General features: G+C 67.9%; 15 protein-coding genes, 1 tRNA gene and 1 pseudogene. 10 read left to right on the top strand and 7 right to left on the bottom strand.

The genetic code is table 11. The features are described 5' to 3' along the window. Positions 1-7 precede the first annotated feature (7 nt). The 5 genes from pdxS to BG28_RS01840 all read left to right on the top strand — a co-directional run bounded on the left by pdxS (position 8) and on the right by BG28_RS01840 (position 4,131). Positions 8-994: a pyridoxal 5'-phosphate synthase lyase subunit PdxS gene (pdxS, locus tag BG28_RS01860; protein ID WP_084479324.1), complete on the top strand. Its 987-nt coding sequence runs from the start codon at positions 8-10 to the stop codon at positions 992-994. Further along, on the top strand, positions 991-1,602 hold the full coding sequence (gene pdxT / locus BG28_RS01855; protein ID WP_036473668.1) for a pyridoxal 5'-phosphate synthase glutaminase subunit PdxT: 612 nt from the start codon (positions 991-993) through the stop codon (positions 1,600-1,602). The genes pdxS and pdxT overlap by 4 nt, the downstream gene beginning before the upstream one ends. A gap of 74 nt (positions 1,603-1,676) precedes the next feature. Further along, entirely contained in the window at positions 1,677-2,690 is a 1,014-nt protein-coding gene (locus BG28_RS01850; RefSeq protein WP_036473665.1) for a hypothetical protein, read from the top strand. Between the two features lie 111 nt (positions 2,691-2,801). Next, positions 2,802-3,179 (top strand): hypothetical protein, encoded by a 378-nt coding sequence (locus BG28_RS01845; protein WP_036473663.1) that lies wholly within the window; start codon positions 2,802-2,804, stop codon positions 3,177-3,179. A gap of 142 nt (positions 3,180-3,321) precedes the next feature. After that, the gene (locus tag BG28_RS01840) at positions 3,322-4,131 is read left to right on the top strand and encodes a hypothetical protein (protein ID WP_036473662.1); all 810 of its coding nucleotides are present in this window, start codon (positions 3,322-3,324) and stop codon (positions 4,129-4,131) included. 88 nt (positions 4,132-4,219) lie between these two features. Here the strand turns inward: BG28_RS01840 and BG28_RS01835 are convergent, their stop codons facing one another. Further along, on the bottom strand, positions 4,220-5,212 hold the full coding sequence (locus BG28_RS01835; protein ID WP_051500825.1) for a bile acid:sodium symporter: 993 nt from the start codon (positions 5,210-5,212) through the stop codon (positions 4,220-4,222). A gap of 226 nt (positions 5,213-5,438) precedes the next feature. Here BG28_RS01835 and BG28_RS01830 point away from each other — a divergent pair, with 226 nt between their 5' ends. After that, on the top strand, positions 5,439-6,515 hold the full coding sequence (locus BG28_RS01830; RefSeq protein WP_051500824.1) for a hypothetical protein: 1,077 nt from the start codon (positions 5,439-5,441) through the stop codon (positions 6,513-6,515). Between the two features lie 26 nt (positions 6,516-6,541). Beyond that, complete coding sequence (locus BG28_RS14060) at positions 6,542-6,817, top strand: hypothetical protein (RefSeq protein WP_051500823.1); 276 nt, start codon at positions 6,542-6,544, stop codon at positions 6,815-6,817. On the opposite strand, the gene BG28_RS01825 is transcribed toward BG28_RS14060, so the two are convergent. Next, positions 6,818-8,056, bottom strand: coding sequence for a sodium:proton antiporter (locus tag BG28_RS01825; protein WP_036473661.1), 1,239 nt, complete (start codon positions 8,054-8,056; stop codon positions 6,818-6,820). Between the two features lie 187 nt (positions 8,057-8,243). On the opposite strand from BG28_RS01825, the pseudogene BG28_RS14055 reads away from it, so the two are divergent. Beyond that, positions 8,244-8,378, top strand: a pseudogene (locus BG28_RS14055) (IS3 family transposase); the annotation flags it as partial. A 98-nt stretch (positions 8,379-8,476) separates the two neighbouring features. On the opposite strand, the gene BG28_RS01820 reads toward BG28_RS14055, so the two are convergent. From BG28_RS01820 to BG28_RS15260, 5 genes are all read right to left on the bottom strand, one after another. Continuing rightward, positions 8,477-8,550: transfer RNA gene (locus BG28_RS01820), tRNA-Met, on the bottom strand. 148 nt (positions 8,551-8,698) lie between these two features. Then, entirely contained in the window at positions 8,699-11,818 is a 3,120-nt protein-coding gene (locus BG28_RS01815; protein WP_084479321.1) for a UPF0182 family protein, read from the bottom strand. 157 nt (positions 11,819-11,975) lie between these two features. After that, entirely contained in the window at positions 11,976-13,067 is a 1,092-nt protein-coding gene (locus BG28_RS01810; protein WP_036473725.1) for a PDZ domain-containing protein, read from the bottom strand. 52 nt (positions 13,068-13,119) lie between these two features. Next, positions 13,120-14,664, bottom strand: a complete 1,545-nt coding sequence (locus BG28_RS01805; RefSeq protein ID WP_036473660.1) for a zinc-dependent metalloprotease — start codon at positions 14,662-14,664, stop codon at positions 13,120-13,122. 199 nt (positions 14,665-14,863) lie between these two features. Then, the gene (locus BG28_RS15260) at positions 14,864-15,766 is read right to left on the bottom strand and encodes a hypothetical protein (protein ID WP_161634780.1); all 903 of its coding nucleotides are present in this window, start codon (positions 15,764-15,766) and stop codon (positions 14,864-14,866) included. Between the two features lie 290 nt (positions 15,767-16,056). Between BG28_RS15260 and BG28_RS14050 the strand changes: the two genes are divergently transcribed. Further along, entirely contained in the window at positions 16,057-16,437 is a 381-nt protein-coding gene (locus tag BG28_RS14050; protein WP_084479320.1) for a M48 family metallopeptidase, read from the top strand. 198 nt (positions 16,438-16,635) lie between these two features. Next, the gene (locus BG28_RS01785; protein ID WP_036473723.1) at positions 16,636-18,270 is read left to right on the top strand and encodes an AbgT family transporter; all 1,635 of its coding nucleotides are present in this window, start codon (positions 16,636-16,638) and stop codon (positions 18,268-18,270) included. Positions 18,271-18,287 lie beyond the last annotated feature (17 nt).

Genomic DNA, 18,287 nt, shown 5'->3' with positions numbered 1-18,287 from the left:
TGAAGTGATGGAACAATGGGGAGTGAACGCGACGTTCACTCCCCATTGTCGTCGCAGCAACCCAAACCTTCAGGAGACCTCCGTGACCACTGAGTCCACCTCGCACACTGCCGCCGCCACAGGTGCCACCGCGGTGAACACCGGATTGGCCCAGATGCTCAAGGGTGGCGTGATCATGGACGTGGTCACCCGCGAGCAGGCGCGCATCGCCGAAGACGCCGGTGCCGTCGCTGTCATGGCCCTCGAGCGCGTGCCCGCCGACATCCGCGCCACCGGCGGTGTCGCCCGGATGTCTGACCCCGACCTGATCACCGGAATCATCGATGAGGTCTCCATCCCCGTGATGGCCAAGGCCCGGATCGGTCACTTCGTCGAGGCGCAGATCCTGGAGCACCTCAAGGTCGACTACATCGACGAGTCCGAGGTCCTCTCCCCTGCGGACTACATCCACCACATCGACAAGTCCAAGTTCAAGGTGCCCTTCGTCTGCGGCGCGACCAACCTCGGTGAGGCGCTGCGCCGGATCACCGAGGGTGCCTCGATGATCCGCTCCAAGGGTGAGGCCGGCACCGGTGACGTCTCCGAGGCGATGAAGCACATCCGCACGATCAACGGTGAGATCGCCCGGCTGACCTCGCTGGCAGAAGATGAGCTCTATCTGGCGGCGAAGGAGCTGCAGGCCCCCTACGCGCTGGTCCAGCAGATCGCCCGCGAAGGCCGCCTCCCGGTGGTCCTCTTCGTCGCCGGCGGTGTGGCCACTCCCGCCGACGCCGCGATGATGATGCAGATGGGCGCCGACGGCGTCTTCGTCGGCTCGGGCATCTTCAAGTCCGGCAACCCCGCAGAGCGCGCCGCCGCGATCGTGAAGGCCACCACCTACTACGACGATCCCGCCGTGGTCGCCGAGGCCTCCAAGGGCCTGGGCGAGGCGATGGTCGGCATCAACGTCGCAGACCTCCCGGCCCCGCACCGGTTGGCTGAGCGCGGCTGGTGAGCACACCCCGCATCGGGGTCCTGGCGCTGCAGGGGGCCGTGGCCGAGCATGCCCGCGCCCTGCGCGCCGCCGGTGCTGAGGTCTCCACCGTGCGTCGCCCCTCCGAGCTCGAGGGCCTTGACGGGCTGATCGTGCCCGGCGGGGAATCCACCACCATGGCCCGGCTCGCCGCCCCGGTGCGGCTCCTGGAGTCCATCCGGGAGCGGCACGCCGAGGGCATGGCGATGTTCGGGACCTGCGCCGGGATGATCCTGATGGCGGATCAGATCCTCGACGCCGAGGCGCTCACCGGCTTTGAACGCATCGGCGGCCTGGACGTCGTGGTGCGGCGCAACGGCTATGGCGGCCAGCTGGAGTCCTTCGTCGGACCACTGCAGGTGGCCGGACTCCCCGGGGACGACACCAGCCCGTTTGAGGCCGTCTTCATCCGCGCCCCGGTGATCGAGTCCCTGGGCACCGACGTGGAGGTCATCGCCTCCTGGCAGGACCGGCCGGTGGCGGTTCGGCAGGGACGGATCCTGGCCGCGAGCTTCCATCCGGAGCTGACCCCGGATCACCGGCTGCATCGGTATTTCGTCGAGATCACCGCGGAGCACAAGGTCAGCTGACCTGAAAATCAGCTCTGGTTCGGGCATGATGTCCCAAGGATGCCGTACGCGGAACCTTCGACCATGGAGAGCACATGACTGACGGACCACACCACGGGCAGAGCCCCACCGGCCCCGCTGCCCGCGCGGCGGACCCGCACACGCCCCAGGTCCAGCTGCAGATGCTCGCCGGAGACCATCCCGAGCTGCGACCGCTGATCGCGCAGAATCCCAACACCTACCCCGAGCTGCTCCAGTGGCTGGCCGAACTCCACGACCCAGCCGTGGACGCCGCGCTGGCCCGACGCGCTGCCGGAACCGGCCCCCGGGCGGACCCCGGGACGGATGAGTTCTCCGCCGTGCGCGATGAGCGCCCGCAGGACCACCCGCAGTCGCAGCCAGGTCACGGCTACTACCCCGCCGCCCCCACCGGCCCGGCTCCTTGGGAATCCAATCCGGGTCCCGCTCCCTGGGAAGCTCCGGCCAACCAGGCGCCCTATGCCGAACCGGAGCCGCGCCGTCGTCGCGGCGGCACCTGCGCGATCATCTTCCTGATCCTGCTGGTCGCCGCGGCCGCCGTGGTGGCCGCCTACTTCCTGATCTTCAACGGGGTCTTCAGCGGCGACGATGAGCCGACCGAGGAGACCTCGATCTCCCAGGACCAGAATGAGCAGGACCAGAACGAACCGGGCGAGGACCCGGACGAAGCAGGGGCTCAGGGTACCGAATCCGATGCCCCCGAGGAGGACGACGCAGAGATCGTGCGCCCCGCACCCGAGGGCGCCCAGGACATCCCGGCGTTCACCGCACCTTCGGGAAACATCAACTGCACCATCGGGGAGGACGAGCTCGAGTGCAGCATCCTGGACTATGGCTTCGACGCTCCGCAGGACTGTGACGGGCCTGCACGCTTCTCGGTGGGGTCCGAGGATCCGCAGCTCGGCTGCGGCAGCACCGAGGGTGAGAACTCGGCGACCCTGCAGTACGGCCAGTCGGCCAGCAATGGTCGGTTCGCCTGCGTCTCCTCCGAGTCCGGCTTCGAGTGCTGGAACACCGAGACCGGCAACGGATTCTTCATGGCGCGCGAAAGCTACCAGCTGCAGAACTGATCTGGAGCCACCTCACCCGGTTCCTGCGACGAGAGTACACTTCGGACGCAACGAATTGTTCACACTGAACGGCTGGCCTGGTGCCGCGTCGTCGGGACCGAAAAGGAACGCATGGCTTCGAACGATCACGAGCTCAGCGGCATCGCCGCCGATCCGCGCACGGATTGGGAGACTCTGCACTGGATCGCGGAGAACCAGCCAGCCCTGCGCCCTACCGTCGTGGAGAACCCCGCCACCTACCCGGAGCTGCTCGATGCCCTCGCCTCCCTCGGTGACCCGGAGATCGACGCGGCCCTGACGCGACGGCGCGAAGCCCTGGCAGCCGCTGCGGCGCAGCCGGTGCCTGCGGACCCGGCGACTCCCCCGGCACTTGCAGGCACCCCGACACAGAGCGCGCCATCGGCGCAGACCCCCGCAGATGCGACTCCCCCGGCCCCCGGCCCCTCCCCCGGCACCCGGCCAGGATTATGCCGGCAGCACCCGCGATGAATGGTTCACCCCCGGCTCCCACGACGCCGGTGCGACCGGGGCCGGTTATACAACGATCCCCGCGCCTGCCCGGTCCGGCGCAGTCAGGTCTGCCGCACCGCCTCGCAGGCGCCGTTCCAGGGCTCCGAAGTTCCTGCTCACCGTGCTGCTGCCTGTCCTGGTGCTGATCGCCCTGAGCGCTCTGGCGCTGTCCCTGCTGGACGGGGGGTCCCCCCAGGACACCACCGCCGCAGAAGCCCCGGCGCAGGCCCAGTCTTCCCAGGAGGCTGAGGATGAGTCCGCAGAGGAGCCTGAGCCGAGCCCCACGGAGGAACCTCCGACTCCGGACGAGCGGCGCGCCGCGGTGGCTGCGCTTCCTGGGGAGTCCAGCTGCGACTCCCCCGCCGCGGACCGCGAGGTCTTCCTGGAACTGGCCTCAGCGGCCTCGGAGAACGGCAGCTGGGTCGAGTCAGAGGACGCCACCCTGGTTCGAGACGCACTCATCGGGCTGCAGGACAGCTGCGACAACACTCACGCGGCGGCGTTGTTCCTGGACCTGCGTGGGTCAGAGCAGACCCCCAACGCGCTGCGTGGCACCGTTGCAGACATGGGCTCCGCCTGGATCCAGGCGTCCTTCCCCGCGCAGGGCCAGCCGCTGAGCTCCTTCGTCTCCCCCGATGGCAATGTGGTCTGCGAGCTCGCAGACACGTTGCGCTGCCGGGTGCTGCAGCACAGCTTCAGCGCCCCCGAGGGGTGCACCGAGGGTGTCACCTACGCCATCCGAGTGGACCGCACCGCGGAACCCGATTGCGAGAATCCGGTGCCCCAGCAGGGGCAGCAGGTGCTGGGCTACGGGCAGACGGCCTCGAACGAGTTCTTCGCCTGCACGTCCTTCCAGTCGCAGATGTCCTGCTGGAACCAGCTCACCGGTGAAGGCATCAACCTTTCCGCGAGCCGCAACTTCACCTACTGAGCAGTTCCGGGCGCTGCTGGAGGCTGGACCGCCTCGGGTCCATGAGCGGTTCCATGGCCCGCGCCGGCTCGGCACGCGCGGGATCGGCTCACCCCGCACCTCCTCCGGTTCTGCGTGCTTGTCGCCCAGCGTCGGGAAAGAGCACCCGCGGAATGAACCAGACGCAGAAGATCATGCCCAGGAGCTCGATCAGAGACTGCATGACCACCACGATCGCGGCGGTCTCCCAGCCCGCGGGCAGCGCCAGCGCGAAGGGCAGCACGATGAAGGAGTTGCGGGTGCCCATCGAGAACGCCAGCGTGCGTCCCTGCGCCAGGTCCAGGCCTGCCACGCTGGCCAGGGTCTTCGACATCAGCAGGCTGGTCGCCAGGAACAGCGCAACCACTCCCAGGACGATCGGCAGCAGATGCAGGTCCGCAAGGACCGCACCGACGTTCGCGACGGCGACGAGCAGCACCACCACCGCCAACAGCGGCACCGGCCCCCACCCGAGGCGGTCGACGGCGGCAGCCACCGCCGGTCGGCGTCCGGCCCAGGCCTCGGTCAGGACGGCCAGTCCCAGCGGCAGCAGCACCACGACGACGGCGGGCCAGATGTCTGCCGGTGAGAACACCACCCGCAGGTCAGCATCTGAGATCAGCCACAGGTACAACGGCAGGAGCAGCAGCTGCAGCACCAGCAGCACCGGGGTCAGCGCGGTCGCCCGGGCGGCGTCGCCTGAGCCCAGCTGGCTGAAGCTGATGAACCAGTCGGTGCACGGCACCAGCAGCACCAGAAGCAGGCCCAGCTGGAGGGCCTGATCATCCGGGAGGAACTGGACCATCGCCCAGACCGCTGCGGGGAGCAGGACGAAGTTCCCGAGCAGGGCCGCCGCCATGAAGCGCCCCTCGGCGAACGCTGTGGGTACCGCCGCCATCGGCACCTGGGTGAACGTCGCGTAGAGCAGCAGCCCCAGGACCGGCCAGAGCAGCGCATCGGCGGTGCCGGCCAGCTGCGGGGCCAGCGTGCCCAGGCCCAGTCCCAGCAGGACGGCGCCGAGGTAGAGCCAGACCTGGTGGCGCTCGAGTCTCTGGCGTCTCATCGGTCCGGCTCCTCCTGACTCTGCCCACCACCGTGTCGGTGCACGACACTCTGCCACAGGCCCGACGCTGCGGCCGAGGGGACCTACGGCTCTACTCGCGCGCCGCGGGGCGCTGCATGGTGGGGATACCAGTGCATGGTGGAGACACCAGCGGCCGTTCAGCCTCCGCCGATCCTCGCGCTGACGCTGAGTCCCGCCATCCTCCAGATCGAGAGGCGCAGAGCACATGGACGCCACAGAGACCCGGGACCAGAAGATCGCCAGGTTGTCTGAAGAGGTCGCCAGGCTGCGGTCACAGCTCAAGACCCAGCCGGTGCAGCCGCCGCCCACGCGCACACGCCGGACCGGAGGGGGACGCGCGTTCCTCGCAACGCTGCTGATCCTGCTCGGTGTGCTCATGGCCCCGCTCGCCCTCGTCGCCGCGTGGACGAAGGCCGAGGTCACCGACACCGATCAGTTCGTCGCCACCATGGCCCCGATCGTGGAGGATCCCGCCTTCCAGGCCTTCCTGGTCGAGGAGATCACCGTGGCGATCAACGAGGAGATCGACCTCGAGACGGTCACCTCAGACCTCTTCGACGGGATCGCGACCCTCGACCTTCCACCCCGGGCCTCCGACGCGCTCCAGCTGCTCGAACAGCCCGCGGTGGAAGGCGCGCAGTCACAGATCCGTTCCACCACCGAGCGGCTCATCGCCTCTGACACCTTCGAGCAGGTCTGGGACCAGGCGCTGCGGATCAGCCACGCCCGGCTGATCTCCGCGCTCAGCGGAGACACCTCCGGCGCCGTCGTGATCAACGAATCCGGCGAGGTCGGCATCCAGCTCGGACCCCTCGTCGCCTCCGTCAAGGAACAGCTGACCGCGCAGGGGTTCGCGCTGGCCGAGCGGATCCCCGAGGTCGATAGGACGGTCGTCCTCGCGCAGTCCGATGAGCTCGTCCAGGCACGAACCGCCTACCAGGCAGTGGATGTGCTCGGCTTCGTGCTCCCCTGGGTGAGCATCGGTCTGATCGCAGTCGGCGTCCTCGTCGCGGGGCGGAGGGCGAAGGCGCTGATCTGGGCCGGGGTCGGCCTGGCGTTCGCTATGGCCTTGCTCGCGATCGGCGTGGCGCTGGGACGTGTCCTCGCGGTCGCCACGGTCTCGCCGCAATACATGCCCTCGGGTGCCGCCGAGGCGATCTACGACGCCTGGTGCCCCTGCTCTACTCCACGGCGCTCGCCGTCGGCACAGCTGGCGTCACCCTCGCGGCCGTCAGCTACTTCGCCGGTCCGTTCCGCGGGGCCATCGCGGTCCGACGCTTGACCGTTGATTCGGCAGAACACCTCCGTGTGGCAGCAGAGAAGGCCGGGGCCAGCACCGGCCGGTTCGGCACGTTCCTCCACCGAGCCCGCCGCTACATCCGGATCGGCATCGCCGTCATCGGCGCCGCGGTCGTGCTGCTCATGAGGCCGTTGACCCCAGAGGTGATCCTGTGGACCGTATGCGGTGCCCTCCTCGCCATCTTGCTGCTCGAACTGCTGCGGCGGCCGCCCTCCGTGGAGGCTGAGCCGGCGCAACATCGGGCGTCGGCAGCAGCGCATGAACAGTCGGGGGCGGCGCAGTGATCAGGGAAGCGGGATGTGGGAGGGCTGCTCCTGGCCGTCGCCGCCGTTGTGGTCCTCGGACCAGCGGTGATACGCCGCCACCAGCGGAACAGAGCTGAGTCCGTGGAGGACCACGCTGAGCGCGATGGTGACGACCACCGTGGTCAGCACCACTTCGCCCTCCGGGACCCCGCGCTCGAGGACGATGAGCGCGAACACCAGCGAGGCCAGTCCGCGCGGACCGAACCACCCGATGAAGACCACCGTCTGCCACGGGACCCCCTGGCCGGCGAAGGCGATCGCCACCGGGACCATTCGAATCAGGGTCAGGCTGAGCGTGGCATAGAGGAACACCTGCCAGGTGATGTTCGGGATGACCAGGGTCAAGGCGAGTGCTCCGAATCCGATCCACACGACGGCTGCGAGAAGACCGCCGGTCTCCTCGGTGAGCGGGATGACGGCCGACGCCTGTGCCCCCGAGACGCTGCCGAAGGCGAGCCCGCCGACGAAGGCGGCGATGAACGCGCTGCCACCGAGCGTCAGCGCCATCGTGTAGGCGAGCAGCGCCGTCGAGAGTAGCAGCACCTGACGCCACTCGCTCCTGATCCAGCCACGCCGCTCCGCGAAGCGGAACAGCAGCCCGCCGAGGACGCCGGCAGCGAGCCCGCCGGTGAGCCCCCAGCCGATCTGGATGATCATGTTGCTGATCACCGCAGAGATGACCCTGGTCTGAAGCTCCGCGTTCGCGATCTCGAGTGCCACCAGGAAGAAGGGCACCGCCAGTCCGTCATTGAGGCCGCTCTCCACATCCAGCGAGTGCCGCACACGGGGCGTCACCGCCGGGTCGGAGACGACCTTCTGGCCCAGCGCCGCGTCGGTGGGTGCCAGCATCGTGGCGAGCAGGAACACGGAGGCAAGGGCAACGGTGGGGAAGATGAGCGCCCCGACGCCGATGCCGGCGAGCATCGTCAGAGGCAGCCCGATCAGCAGCAGCCGTCTGGGCCATCCCCGCGTGGCGCGACGCGCTCCGAAGTGGAGCCGGGTGGCGTCGCTGAACAGGATGAGAACGAGCGCGAGCTCTGCCACCCGGTGGACCGCTTCTGATTCCACCGAGATGTCGAGAACGCCGAGCACCGACCCGCCGAGCAGGAAGCCTGCGGCGGCGAGGAACAGTGCAGGAGTGATTCCGCGCCGGTCCAGCGGCCCGGAGACCGCGCTCCAGATGATGATGATCGCCAGTACCGTCGCTGCCACCACCATGGGGTCCCGCTTCCGCTTATGCCAGGTCCTGCCGCATCGGACGGTTCCTCGGACAGGATCCGGAGGTCTGGGCCCGACGCTACCCGCGGATCCACCGCCGAGACAGGGACCAAGTACCCGCTGTGACCATCCCATGCCGGAAACTCAGAGAAAGAGCCGGTGGATGGCCTGGGTCGTCGCGGCGTCGCTCACACTACACTCCTGGCTCCGCCGGGACGACATCGATCACGGTCTCCGCTCCGGCCAGACGACCCAGGAATCGGCTGAGCTACTCGCAGCCCGCGCCAGGGTCCGACAGCTCGAGCAAGAAATCTCGATCCTCTGACGAACATCCACCTGGCTCGATGAGGAGCCTTGAATCCGATTGGGACAGCAAAAAGGCCCCCGACCTGGTGTTACCAGGTCGAGGGCCTTATCTCGTTGCGGGGGCAAGATTTGAACTTGCGACCTCCGGGTTATGAGCCCGGCGAGCTACCGAACTGCTCCACCCCGCGTTGCGACTTGTTTAGTCTACGCACACATTTCCTGTGTGCAAAATCAGAATGAACGACTTGGTGTGTGACCTCTGACACCCGCCTCCCCGTCCGGACCAGGAGGGTCCGAACGGGGAGATTCTGCGGGTTTCAGATCAGCTCCGGAGGATCACTCCTCCAGGTCAGCCTCGGCCTGCAGGGCATCATCGATGGCCTGCTGCAGCCGCTCCTGGGCCTCGCCATAGGTGGCGAAGTCACCGTCGGAGAGTGCCTCATCCGAGTCCTGGAGCGCTTCGCCTGCGCGATCCAGGGCGTCGTTCAGACGCTCCTGAGCGGGACCGGTCGGCGCGGTGGGACCTTCGGTCTCCTCGGCGTCGGTCTCGTCCTCGGTGGTGGCCTCTTCCTCAGCAGGCGCCTCATCCTCGGTGGCGGCCTCGTCCTCGGCTGGGGCGTCACCCTCGGGCACGTCGATCTCGGAGTCCACGGCGTCACCAGTGACGCCTGCGCCATCGGCCACAGCCGCACCGGAGTCGCCGCCGAAGACCTGGTCGAGGGCCTCGTCGAGGGTGTCGGCGAAGCCGACCTCCTCGCCATAGGCGACCAGCACCTTGCGCAGCGCCGGGTAGGCGGCCGCGGCGCCGGTGGACTGCACGTAGACCGGCTGGACATACAGGATGCCGCCACCGGCAGGCAGGGTGATCATGTTGCCGTTGATCACCTCGGACGCGCCCTGACGCAGCAGGTTCAGCTCCTGCGAGATCTGCGAGTTGGAGTCGAAGTTCGCCTGAGTCTGGCCTGGGCCAGGCACTGCGGTGTCACGCGGAAGCTCGAGCAGCCGCAGCTGACCGTAGTCCTCCGCCTTGACCCCGTCCTCGCCGGTGCCGGCATCGCCTGCGGCGGCGAGGAAGCCGTAGAGCACGTTGCGCTGCTGGGCGCCCTCGGCGATCTGCGGGATGAACGTGCCGGTCAGCGAGAAGGACGGCTCCTCCTGGTCCGGCATCTGCAGCGTCATGTAGTACGGCGGCTGCGCCATCGCGTTCTCGTCCTCGACCGTCGGGTCCGAGGGAACGGACCAGGCGTCGTTGTTCTCGTAGAACGTGCCGGGGTCGGTCACGTGGTAGCGACCGAGCAGCTCGCGTTGCACCCGGAACATGTCCTCGGGGTAGCGCACGTGATCCAGCAGTTCAGCCGACATGTTCTCGTAAGGCTGCAGAGCCTCGGGGAACACCTGCTGCCAAGCCCGCAGGATCGGATCCTCGGTGTCCCAGGCGTAGAGCTCCACCGAGCCGTCATAGGCATCGACGGTGGCCTTCACCGAGTTGCGGATGTAGTTGACCTGGCCGGTGAGCATCGGGGCTCCCTGAGTCAGGGTATCGGTGGTGGCCTGCTCCAGCTGCTGCTGGGCCGAGTACGGGAAGTCGTTGGAGGTGGTGTAACCCTCCACGATCCACTTCACCCGGCCGTCGACGATCGCCGGGTAGACGTTCTGATCGACGTCGAGGAACGGTGCGACTTCCTGCACCCGCTCCCGCGGCTCCCGGTCATAGAGGATCTGCGACTCTTCGTTCATGTCGCCGGAGAGCAGGATCTCTGGGGACTGGAACTGGATGGCGAAGACCAGACGGTTGAACAGGCCGCCCACGGAGGGACCGCCCTCACCTTCGAAGGTGTAGACCGTCTCGGTCTCGGAGTCGGCTGACGCCGGACGGTCGAGCTCCAGCGGATCTGCTCCCTCGGGTGCGCCGACGATCGAGTACTCCGGGGAGTTCTGACCGAAGTAGATGCGCGGCTCGTAGTCCTCATCCGAGGCGAGCTCACCACGGGTGGGGATGCCCTGCAGCGTGAAGCTGGGGCGCCCTTCGGGGGTGACGGTGTTGGCGTTGGCCGCGACCAGCCCGTAGCCGTGGGTGAAGATCAAGTGCCGGTTGACCCAGGAGGCGTCGGTGGGCACGTTCAGCTCACGAGCGGCGATGACCGTGTCGCGACGTTCGCCGTCGATCTCGTAGCGGTCGAAGCTCAGCGTCTCAGGGAAGGAGTAGTACTGGCGGAACTGCTGGAACTGTCCGAATGCGGCAGAGACCAGGTTCGGATCCAGCAGTCGGATGTTTTGCGTATTGGCAGCATCCTCCGCAAGCGCACCCGGTGTGGCGGATGCGTCGGCGTCGTAGCTCTCCTGCTCGATCTCATGCAGGCCATAGGCGTAACGGGTCAGTTCCATGTTGCGCTCGATGAACGGGGTCTCCAGGGTCCGCTCCGAAGGCTGGACCTGATACTCCTGGACGAAGAACGGGACCAGTCCGCCACCGATGATCGCGGTGATCAGCAGCATGGCCGAACCGATGATCGAGAAGCGCCAGCGCCCGGTGATGGCGGTGACGATGAAGATCGCTGCCACCAGCACCGCGGCCACGGCCAGGATCGCCTGCGCCGGGATGACGGCGTTGACGTCGGTGTAGAGCGCGCCGGCCCAGGTGCCGCTCTGGTTCTGCAAGGTGGCGTAGCGGTCGAGCCACCAGTTCGCGCCCTGCAGCAGCAGGAACAGTGCGCCGGTCACGGCGATGTGCCAGCGGGCGGCCCTCTCGACCACGAACTTCCCGTTGGCCTCGATGCGGATGCCGCCGAAGAGGTAGTGGGTCAGGATGCCGGCGATGCCGGCGACCAGGACGGCCGAGATGAGGAAGCCGTTGATGAACCCGAGGAAGGGCAGGGTGAAGACGAAGAACGCAAAGTCCATTCCGAATTCGGGGTCGGTCATGCCGAAGGGCTGCTGGTTGATGAACAGCAGCACGTTCTCCCAGCTGCCCTGGGCCGCGGTGCCTGCGAAGAGGCCCATCAGCACGGGCAGGCCGATCATGAACAGGCGACGCATGGAGTTCAGCGTGCGCTGGTAGCGGATCACCGATTCGTTCATCTGGTTCTGCTGGACCTGGGGCCGGTTGCGGAACGCCAGGAACAGGCTGAGCCAGACCAGGCCGGCCATGAGCAGGAACGCGATCAGGAAGATCACGCCCCGGGCGATGCGCTCGGTCCAGAAGACGTCTTCATAGCCCAGCTGGTTGAACCAGAGGATCTCGGCGTAGAAGCCGGAAGACGCCACAAAAATGCCGATCAGCGCGGCGATGATGATGATCGTCAGCACCAATGCTGACGGCCGCCGCGGCCCGGAACTCCTCGCTGGCCGGTCGGAACCGGACCCGCCGGAGTTGTCGCCGCCGTCCCCGCCCGGACCGGAGCCGAACAGGCCTCCGCCGAACGGGTTCGCGGACCCGAATCCCTGAGAGAAACTCACGGATAAACCCTCGTCTCTATATATGTGCTTGGATACATCGGTGCTGCTGGTTCTTCGATGCTGCTAGTTCTCCAGTGCCTCTGGTCCTTCGGTGCCGGTGAGGAACCACTGCTGCTGGTGGGTCAGCGGGCTGACCCGGCTGGACCGGTTTCCCGGTTCAGCTTCCGCAGGGCTCGAGCCCTGCGAGGAAGTCTTCGTCTGAGTCGCGGACCGCCTCGACGATCGCGTGTCCCTTGGCTACATCCTCGACGGCGTAGGTCGCCAGTCCGTCGGGCACCCGCCCATCGAGTTCCGCGCAGTTCGCGGCCGGGACGAGGAAGTTCTCAATCCCCTGGGACCGCGCCCCGACGACCTTCTGGGCGATGCCGCCGATGGGTCCGACCGTACCGTCCGGATCCACCGTGCCGGTGCCGGCCCAGTCCTCGCCGCCGGTCATGGACCCCTCGGTCATCGAGTCCACGAGGCCGAGAGTGAACATCAGCCCCGCGCTGGGACCGCCGACGCCGTCAAGTTCGATGTCGACGTCCACGGGGAACACGAACTCGTTCCCGAGCATGATTCCCACGTAGTAGTCGCCATCTGCCTCTTGATAGGTGGGGACCTCGTAGTCGAGCTCCTCGCCATCACGAAGCACTGTCAATGCTACCGGCTGACCTGCGGCGGTGTTGACTGCGTCACGCAGTCCCTGAAGTCCGGTGATGGAGCTGCCGGCGGCGGCGGTGACCTGATCACCGGGCTGGAGCTGGTCGTCGGTGCCGACCTCGACCGCCTCGGCGGTGAAGTCGATGACGGAGAGCTGCTGGTCGTAGTCGATGCCCAGCTCGTTGAGTGCGGCAGCCACCGCAAGGTCCTGGGAGCTGGTCATCGCGGCGGTGTTCTGCTGCTGGACCTGCTCCGCGGTGGTGCCGGAGGGGTAGATCAGCTCGTGGGGCTGGATGTCGGTGCCCGGGTTCAGCCACCCTGTGACGGCCTCCGGGACCCGCACCGTGGAGGTGGGGGCACCGGCGACGAACACGGTGGTCAGGTTCAGCGAACCCTCCGTGGGAAAGGTCTCTTCTCCGTTGACGGAGATGACGGCCTGATCCTCGATCTCACCGATGGTGTTGAAGATCGGGCCAGGGCTCTCCACCAGGTAGGGGCTGGGCAGGAGGAGGCTGAGCAGCCCGATGATGAGCGCTGACGTGCCGGCCACCGCCTGCAGGCTTCTCCGCAGGCTCGGCCTCTTCGGTTTCAGGGTGCGCTCAGTCATGATGATCGGCATCCATCATCTCACCTGTGACGAGCGTCCCTGGAAGATGACGTCAGGCCCCCGGGGACTTGCCGTCGTATCCGCCGTCGAGGAGCTTCTGCAGCTCCTCGTCGATCTTCGCGGTCTCTTCCTGGCGCTCCGCGCGGCGCTGCTGGAAGCCGGTGGGATCGTCGAGGTCCTTCTCGTCGGGCTGGACGTCGGGGTGACCCCAGACCTCATCGCGGCCGGACATCCCCTCGGTCTCGCGCAGGTGCGCCCAGAGGGCGGCGGCGTCACGGAGTCGGCGGGGGCGCAGCTCCAGTCCCACCAGCGCGGCGAAGGTGTCCTCCGCCGGTCCCCCGGAGGCACGACGGCGGTTCATCGTCTCGCGCAGCCGGGACAGCGATTCCAGGTGTTCGGCGGCCTGGGTGACGACGTCGTCCACCCAGCCCTCGACCAGCGCCAGGGTGGTCTCGATCCGCTTGAGCGCGGCCTCCTGCATGGGGGTCCGCTCCTCCGGGAAGAGGCCCTCCCCGAGGATCGAGTTCATCGCCTCCGGGTTGTTCGGATCCATCTGGCTGGCGGCCTCTTCAATCCGGTCCATGTCGATGTGGATCCCTGCGGCGTACTGGCCGACCGCGTTGAACAGGTCCTGCTCGAGCCAGGGGGCGTTGTTGAACAGGCGCATCCTGGCGGCTTCACGCAGCGCCAGGTAGAGCAGCACCTCGCGCTTGTCCACGCTGAGGCCCTTGCTGAACTCGCTCACGTTCTTGGGCAGCAGCGCGGTGGTGTTACCGGCCAGCGGCAGCCCGGTGTCCGAGGAGGAGACGACCTCCTTGGCGAGTGCACCCACGGCCTGGCCGAGCTGCATGCCGAAGGCCATGCCGCCCATGGACTCGATCATTCCGGTGATCTGCTGCGCTCCGGCTCCGCCCATCATGGACTCGAGCTCCGGGGGAAGCCCGGAGCCCTGTTCGCCGAGCTGATCCTTGATGGCGCTGCCCAGCGCCTTGGAGACCGATTCGGCCACCGGTTCGGTCAGCCGCTTCCAGGATTCGAAGGTCTCCTCCACCCACTGGGCGCGGGACCAGGCCTGGCCGATCTGCCCGGCGGTCTCGAAAGTGGTGGCGCCGTCGAGCCACATGTCAGCCAGGCGCAGCGCGTCGTCGATCTCCTTACGCTCGGCGGCCGAGACGCTGGGATCATCTCCGGCGGCGGCCTGACGTGCGGCCTGGCGCGCCATGGACCAGTTGACCGGCCCCTTGTCCTCCTCGGAGGGGTTCTGCATGGCGGAGAACATGGACTGGACCTGTCCCATGATCTGCTGCATCATCTGCGGGTTCATATCGGCCATGCCGGGGATCTGCGAGGGGTCGAAACCGGGAGGGAAGCCGGGGAACCCGCCCGCCTCGCCGGAGCCTGCTGCACCAGGCGCACCAGGGGTGCCGGTGAACCCGATGCTGGGACCACGCTTGGCGGCGTCGTCCTTGTCCGCGTCATCGCCGGGGGTCTGGCCGGGCATCTGCCCGCCGAAGAGCTGTTTGAAGAACTCCTCCATGGGGTCACGTGGGTCTTCCCCGTTGCCCTGGTCGTTGTTGCCGGAGTTGTTCTGGCTCATCGGACGCTCCCTGTGGTGATCCTGGTTCGGCCTGAGAAACTCCAGCGTATCCAGCGCGGCTCGGTGATGTCTGTATGAGCGCGGTCAGTTCGCCACAGGATGAAGTCTTCGGTTCTACGTTGACGGTGGGCGTGGCGCTCCGGATCTGTTCACCCTGGTCCAGGAGTGCGCAATCGGCACTCGCATTCCGGATGCGCGGTCACCGGCTCCAGGCTGAGCCACCCGGTCGCGGCGCCGAGCCCGATCTTGCGCGCCGCGGTCTGCGGCATGAACTGCCCATCGATGACGAGTTGGATCTCGCGCGCCAGCAGGCTCGCCACCACCGCCGCAGCGGATTCCTGCGCGGGTGCCGCATGCCCGGCGAAACCGAGGTCCTCCTCGAAGAAGCTGCTCCGTTCCTCGATCGGGGCCTCTTCTGCGAGCGCGGCCTGCGCCGCCGTCCAGATGTGGGTCGGATGCGGTGGCCGTGCAGCTCCAAGCACTGCGGGCAGGGTCCGCGCTCACGGCTGAGCAGCGGTCCGATCTGCCACTGCTCAAGGTGGCGCACCACCGGCAGCACCAGCCGGCCGGGCGGCGGCGGCGCAGAGTCGCGCCGGGTCGGACGGCGCGCGCTGCGAAGAGTCACGTGGATGTCCACCGGTTCCTGCGGCAGCCCGGGGGCGGCGGCCTCCGGTGTGGCCGGTGGTTGCGGGGGCAGCACCGAGCAGGTGATCACGGTCATCTCGGGGTTCTGCCGCAGGCAGGAACGCCGGACCGCTCCGGCGCGGGTTTGACCGACGGCCGCCGCCGGATACCCATCCGCCACGTCCTCCCGGTCCACCGGGTGATCGTCGCGCAGCAGCAGCAGACCCAGCGGCAGCCGGGCCAGCTGTTCGGCGAGCAGCGCGCCCGGGCGGGGCAGCCCGTCGATCAACACCGCCGCCAGCTGACGCCGCGCCCGTACCCGGAGCCCCTGCTCGGCGGTGCCGGGGGCGGCGGCGGCTTCGACGATCCCGCCGGCGGTCCGGGCCTCTCCGAGGCGTTTCAGGGTCTGCTGCGCCGGGCCGATGATCCGCACCGCCTGCGCCCCTGCGCCGAGCTGGACGGTGCGCGCGTCAAGCACGAAGGCCTGACTCCACTCCCCTGGCACTGTCCCCGGCAACATGTACCCATGGTGTCAAGGTTGGAATCCGCCGACGGAGTTTTCCACAGTCTTGGGCCGGGCTAGGCTCCTGGGCATGGCGTCGCGGCAGCTTCAGCAACAGCAACAGCAACAGCAAGAGATCACGGTGGACGGCCAGCAGGTGCTGGTGGTGCGCTCGGCTCGGCGCACCCGGACCATCACCGCTGATCAGGTCGCGGGGACCCTGCGTCTGCGGGTCCCGGTGCGGCTGAGTCAGCGCGAGATCGAAGATCACGCCGGCGTTCCAGAAGAAGCTCAGCCGCCGGGCGGCCCGGCGGCCGCGCAGCGACGAGGAACTGGCGCAGCGCGCCCGCGCGCTCTCCACCCGGTACTTCGACGGTGTCCCGCAGCCGCAGGCGGTGAGCTGGTCCACCCAGCAGCACCAGCGTTGGGGCTCCACGACCTCGACCACCGGCACCATCCGGCTCTCGGCACGGCTGCGCGAGATGCCGGTCTGGGTCCAGGACTCGGTGCTGGTCCACGAGTTGGCGCACCTGATCGAGCCCGGGCACGGACCGGAGTTCAAGGCGCTCATCGCGAAGTACCCGCGCACCGAGGAGGCCGACGCGTTCCTGGCCGGGGTCAGCTGGGCAGATCGCCACGCCGACTGAGCCCTGACCAGGGGGTTCATCGCAGTGCCGGTGCGGTGCCGCGGCACCGGACTGAGCCTCGATGGCACGCCGAGGCCACCGAGACTGGGGACTTTTGGGGCAATGTCGACGAGATGTCGACTGAATTAGACTGACCGCTCGTTGCCCGGCCCCGACCACGACGCCTCTCTGTTCCCGGAGTGGGCAGATGGGAAGCAGATGACCGAGAAGACTCTTCAGGAACAGGATTCGCGTCCCGGCGAGGAGCGCCGAGCGGGGGTGTTGATTCGTCTGCTACGGGTGATCGAGCGAGTCGGGAACCTGCTGCCGCACCCGTTCTGGCTCTTCGTGATCCTCTCCGTCGTCGTGGTCGTCTTCTCCGCGATCCTCGAAGCCACGGGCCTGGGTGCGGAGAACCCCGCCGACGGGGAGTACATCGCCGTCCAGAGCCTGCTCAATCCCGAGGGCTTCCAGCGCATGCTCACCGACGCGGTGGAGAACTTCGTGACGTTCCCGCCGCTGGGCCTGATCATCACGGTGATGCTGGGCGTCGCGGTCGCGGAGGGTTCAGGACTCATCGGAGCCTCCATCCGGGTGATCGTCTCCCGGGTCTCGCGCAAATGGCTGACCTTCACCGTCGCGCTGACCGGGGTCACCGGGTCGGTGGCCTCCGATGCGATCTACGTGATCCTGATCCCTCTGGCCGCAGCCGCCTTCAAGGCGAGCGGGCGTTCCGCGGTCCTGGGCGCCGTGGTCGCCTTCGGTGCGGCCTCGGCCGGGTACAACGCCTCCTTGCTGATCACCGCGAGCGATCCGCTCCTGGCCGGGATCTCCACCTCCGCCGCGCAGCTGATCGAGGAGGACTACGTCGTCTCCCCGGTGGCGAACTACTTCTTCTCTGCGGCCTCCGCGATCGTCCTGGCGATCGTGGTCACCCTGGTGACCGAGCTGCTGCTGGTGAAGATGACCGAGCGCATGCGTCACGAGGAGGACGCCGCCGGAGGCGCCGCCACCGCGGTGCTCTCGGCAGGACGCGAGCGCGCCCAGGACGGTGCACAGGACGGCGCGATCACCGACGACGCCGAGCTGCTGACCTACAGCCGCCGCGAGGTCGCTGCGTTGAAGGCCTCGCTGGTCGCCCTGGGGGTCTTCCTGGTCGCCTATTTCTCGCTGCTGTTCCTGCCGATGTCACCCTTCCGCGGTGAGGGCTCCGACGTCCTGGAGTCTGCCCTGCTGACCGACGTCGCCGTGCCGATCGCTCTGGCGTTCCTCGTCGTGGGCATCACCTACGGGATCAAGGCCGGCACCATCACCCGGCCCAGCGACATCCCGGAACTGATGGCGCGCTCGATCAAGGAGCTCTCCGGGGTCATCGTGCTCTTCTTCGCCGCCGCGCAGTTCATCGCCTACTTCGGCTGGTCCAATATGGGCACGGTGCTGGCCATCGAGGGTGCCCAGGTGCTGGAACAGCTGGACCTGCCCGCCGGAGTGCTCTTCGCCGGGGTGGTGCTGCTGGTCGCCACGTTCAACTTCGCGATCACCTCGGGCTCCGCGCAGTACACCCTGATGGCCCCGGTGCTGGTCCCGATGCTGATGCTCGTGGGCACCTCCCCGGAGGTCACCCAGATGCTCTTCCGCATCGGGGACTCCCCCACCAACATCGTCTCGCCGATGAGCCCCTACTTCGCGCTGGTCCTGGGCTATATGCAGCGCTACTACCCGAAGGCCGGGATCGGCACCCTCGTCTCGCTGACACTCCCGGTCGCCGTCGCTCTGCTCGTGTCCTGGTTCCTGTTCTTCATGCTCTGGTTCGCGATCGGGATTCCACTGGGGCCTGGCGTTCCGGTCCGCTGACCCCACCATCCCGGTCT

Source organism: Nesterenkonia sp. AN1, assembly GCF_000582475.1.
GTDB lineage: Bacteria > Actinomycetota > Actinomycetes > Actinomycetales > Micrococcaceae > Nesterenkonia > Nesterenkonia aurantiaca.
The sequence above is the reverse complement of the archived record's forward strand: the minus strand, read 5'-3'. Positions and strand labels throughout refer to the sequence as shown.

Excerpts from the sequence above, each read along its gene's own strand:
- pdxS (WP_084479324.1), top strand. The coding sequence starts at position 8 with ATGGAACAATGGGGAGTGAACGCGACGTTCACTCCCCATTGTCGTCGC.
- BG28_RS01850 (WP_036473665.1), top strand. The coding sequence starts at position 1,677 with ATGACTGACGGACCACACCACGGGCAGAGCCCCACCGGCCCCGCTGCC.
- BG28_RS01845 (WP_036473663.1), top strand. The coding sequence starts at position 2,802 with ATGGCTTCGAACGATCACGAGCTCAGCGGCATCGCCGCCGATCCGCGC.
- BG28_RS01835 (WP_051500825.1), bottom strand. The coding sequence starts at position 5,212 with ATGAGACGCCAGAGACTCGAGCGCCACCAGGTCTGGCTCTACCTCGGC.
- BG28_RS01830 (WP_051500824.1), top strand. The coding sequence starts at position 5,439 with ATGGACGCCACAGAGACCCGGGACCAGAAGATCGCCAGGTTGTCTGAA.
- BG28_RS01825 (WP_036473661.1), bottom strand. The coding sequence starts at position 8,056 with ATGGTGGTGGCAGCGACGGTACTGGCGATCATCATCATCTGGAGCGCG.
- BG28_RS01810 (WP_036473725.1), bottom strand. The coding sequence starts at position 13,067 with ATGACTGAGCGCACCCTGAAACCGAAGAGGCCGAGCCTGCGGAGAAGC.
- BG28_RS01805 (WP_036473660.1), bottom strand. The coding sequence starts at position 14,664 with ATGAGCCAGAACAACTCCGGCAACAACGACCAGGGCAACGGGGAAGAC.
- BG28_RS01785 (WP_036473723.1), top strand. The coding sequence starts at position 16,636 with ATGACCGAGAAGACTCTTCAGGAACAGGATTCGCGTCCCGGCGAGGAG.